This window comes from Caulobacter sp. B11, assembly GCF_002737765.1.
Classification (GTDB): domain Bacteria; phylum Pseudomonadota; class Alphaproteobacteria; order Caulobacterales; family Caulobacteraceae; genus Caulobacter.
Map to the genome: position 1 here is coordinate 1 of NZ_PEGG01000153.1, position 3,456 is coordinate 3,456.

Annotated in this window: 3 protein-coding genes and 1 pseudogene; 2 read left to right on the plus strand and 2 right to left on the minus strand. The window is 66.8% G+C overall.

The window, feature by feature from the left end:
• Window positions 1-884, minus strand: a pseudogene (locus CSW58_RS07510) (prolyl oligopeptidase family protein); the annotation flags it as partial.
• A 53-nt stretch (window positions 885-937) separates the two neighbouring features.
• Window positions 938-1,726 (minus strand): potassium channel family protein, encoded by a 789-nt coding sequence (locus CSW58_RS07515; protein ID WP_099446873.1) that lies wholly within the window; start codon window positions 1,724-1,726, stop codon window positions 938-940.
• Window positions 1,727-1,820: 94 nt separating this feature from the next.
• On the opposite strand from CSW58_RS07515, the gene dapF reads away from it, so the two are divergent.
• Together dapF and CSW58_RS07525 are read left to right on the plus strand one after the other, a co-directional pair.
• Entirely contained in the window at window positions 1,821-2,672 is an 852-nt protein-coding gene (dapF, locus tag CSW58_RS07520; protein WP_099446874.1) for a diaminopimelate epimerase, read from the plus strand.
• Window positions 2,585-3,456, plus strand: an 872-nt coding sequence (locus CSW58_RS07525; protein WP_201721605.1) for an SDR family NAD(P)-dependent oxidoreductase, incomplete at its 3' end; no start/stop codon positions are given. The genes dapF and CSW58_RS07525, both read left to right, overlap by 88 nt.

The following is a 3,456-nucleotide window of genomic DNA, read 5'->3' on the forward strand; positions in this document are numbered from 1 at the left end:
AGTCGACCCTCCAGCAGGCCGACCACGTTGGCTTTGTGCGGTATGGCCAGGGGAATGACCTTGGCGCCGTCCCACAGATTATACTCCGTATGGAAGAAGTCGGTGGCGCGCTCGATCAGCACCACGCGGTGGCCGTCGGCGTCGCGCAGCACATTGGGACGGGCCGAGACGTCGCTCTTTTCGCCCCTAAACACTTCAACCGCCTCGGTCAGAGCCTGACCGCGCTTGAGCAGCTTGATGACCATGCCGTAGCCGCTGTCGGTCGTCGTGCCCGGACCCCAGTCGCGGGTCAGGATCAGGGTGTCGGGGTCCAGCCACTCGGCGTTCTGCTTGCCTTCGGGCAGGCTGAAGCCGCCCTCGACGAAGCTCTTGGTCGTCAGGTCGAACTCGCGGACCGTCACGGCGTCCTTGCCGCCGTCCGACAGGTTCAGCAGGCAGCGGTCATGGGTCTTGGGTCGGCAGTCGGCACCCTTCCAGATCCAGTTCTGACCCTCGGCCTTGGCCAGGGCGTCCAGATCCAGCACCGTCTCCCAGTCCGGCGTCGCCGTCTTGTAGGAGGCCAGGGTGGCGCGCCGCCAGACGCCGCGCACATGGGTCTCGTCCTGCCAGAAGTTGAACACCGCCTGGCCGATGAAGTCGGGGGCGGCGATGCGGTCCTTGGCCGACAGGATCTTCAAGGCGTCCGTTTGCAGGCCCGCGAAGCGCGGATCGCCCGACAGCACCGGCAGGGTCCTGTCGTTCTGGGTCTTCACCCAGGCCAGGGAGTCGGGGCTTTCGACCGCCTCCAGGGCCAGGTGGGGATCTGTCGCCTGCGCCAGCGCGGCGCCGTGGGACAGAAGGGCGAGGGCCAAGGCCCCGGCGGAACAGGTGCGAAACAGGATCATGGAGCGGGACGGTATCGGAAAAACCGACCCGCGCTAGAGCTTCCGTCGGTGGATTAGACCCCGTCGTCAGGGATGTTCAGCAATTTGCCGCAGGCCTTGCAGTGGACGGCGTCGGGATCGTGCCGCCGCAGTCCACAGTCCGGGCAGGGATGGATGACCTTGTGCGGCCGCAGGATCGACTGAATCAGGCCGATGAACAGAGAGACCCCGCCCAGCATGGTGGCGATCGACAACAGCTTGCCCCAGACGCCGGGCAGGGTGACGTCGCCATAGCCGGTGGTGGTCAGGCTGGTGACCGTGAAATAGAGGGCGTCGACATAGCCGGCCACGCCGTCATGGCGCCCGGCGAAGCTGGAATAGACGAAACCGGTGATCACGAAGACGAAGGTCAGCAGGGAGGCGGCCGCCTTGGCGATCTCCTCCACCCGCGTATTGTCATAGCGCTGGCCCACGGTGCGCCAGAAGAACTCGCTGTGGATCAGGGTCCACAGGCGAACCACCCGAAGGAAGCCCAGGTTCAGCAGCCAGGCGGGGGCGAGCAGGGTGGCCAGCACGAACAGATCGACCCAGACGATCGGCTTCTTCAGCCAGGCCTTCAGATCGCCATGGGCGATGGCGCGGGCGGCCATGTCCAATGCCAGGAACGCCGCCACCGCATAGTCGAGCACATAGAAGGTCAGGCCATGTTCGCGCAGGGTCGGCGCCACGATGAAGAAGGCGATGATCAGCAGATCGACGATGATGATCGCATAGCGGAACCGCACGGCCACGGGTGATGACCCGTGATAAAGGGCCCGAAGCCGGGCCCGCAGGCGGAAACGCTCGTGGTCGTTGGTCTTCAAGCGCCGGCCTTCCTGGTCACACTCTGAGGGTCAAATGATCGCGCCGCGCGCCGGGCTCTGACTTGGCGACGGTTTTCCACTATATAGCCCCCATATGAGCCGAACCTTCCTCAAGATGAACGGCCTCGGCAACGACTTCGTCGTGATCGAGACCGCCAGCCAGTCCTTTGAGCCGACGCCGGAGGATATTCGCGCCATCGCCAAACGGGGTGACGGCGGCATTGGCTGCGATCAGGTGATCGCCATCGATCCGCGCAGCGAAGGCGCATCCGCCTATGTGCGGTTCTGGAACGCCGACGGCGAGGTGGCCGGGGCCTGCGGCAACGGCACGCGCTGCGTGGCCTGGCTTTTGATGCAGTCGGCCGGCAAGAACGGCGTGGCCTTCGACACCGTGGCCGGGCGGCTGTCGGGCCAGATGGCTGGCGACAAGCGGGTGACCGTCGACATGGGCCCGCCCGGCCTCGACTGGACCCAGATTCCCCTGGCCGAAGAGATGGACACCGTCGGGATCGAGCTGCAGGTCGGTCCGATCGATGCGCCGCTGGTCCACACGCCGGGGTGCGTCTCGATGGGCAATCCGCATGTGGTGTTCTTCGTCGACGCGCCGGTCACCGACGCTTTCGCCAAGGGCACGGGCTCGCTGGTCGAGCATCACCCGCTGTTTCCGCAGGGCGTCAATGTCGGCTTCGCCCACGTCGCGGCGCGGGACCACATCAATCTGAAGGTCTGGGAACGCGGCGCGGGCCTGACCGCCGCCTGCGGCACCGGGGCCTGCGCCGCCCAGGTGGCCGCCGTGCGCCGGGGCCTGACCGATCGCGTCGCCACCGTCGAATTCGAGAGCGGCTCCCTGGTCATCGAATGGCGCGAGGCCGACGGCCACGTGATCATGACCGGCCCCGTGACCATGGACTATGCCGGCAAGCTGCCGGAGAAAGTCGCCGCATGAGCCTCCACCCCGCGCTTGCCGCCGGAAACACGGCCGTCATCACCGGCGCCGCCGACGGCATCGGCCTGGCCGCCGCCAAGATCTTCCGCGAGTTCGGCCTCAACGTGGTCATGGCCGACGTCACTGGCCGCAAGCTGAAGCAGGAAGCCGAGGCCATCGGCGCGCTCGCCGTGCCCACCGACGTCGCTGACCGCGACGCCGTTGAAGCCCTGAAGGCCGTCGCCCTGGAAAAGTTCGGCGCGATCGACGTGCTGATGAACAATGCCGGGGTCGGCGGCGGCGGCGACGCCTTCGCCGGCGATGACGCCTGGAAGCGCATTCTCGACGTCAATCTGTGGGGCGTTATCAACGGCGTGCAGGTGATCGGCGAGGCCATGGCCCTGTCGGGTCGCCCCGGCCTGATCATCAATACCGGCTCCAAGCAGGGCATCACCCAGCCGCCCGGCGACACGGCCTATAATGTCAGCAAGTCGGCGGTGAAGGCCCTGACCGAGGGCCTGGCTCACACCCTGCGCCAGACGGAAGACTGCCAGGTCACCGCTCACCTGTTGATCCCCGGCTACACCTTCACCGGCATGACCAAGCGCGGTCCAGGCCCCAAGCCCGAGGCGGCCTGGACGCCCGAGCAGGTGGTGCACTTCATGCTGGCCCGCATCGAGGCCGGCGACTTCTACATCCTGTGCCCCGACAACGACGTCACCCGCACGGTCGACGAAAAGCGCATGGCCTGGGCCATCGGCGACATCATCGAGAACCGCCCGGCCCTGTCGCGCTGGCACGACGA

Excerpts from the sequence above, each read along its gene's own strand:
- dapF (WP_099446874.1), top strand. The coding sequence starts at position 1,821 with ATGAGCCGAACCTTCCTCAAGATGAACGGCCTCGGCAACGACTTCGTC.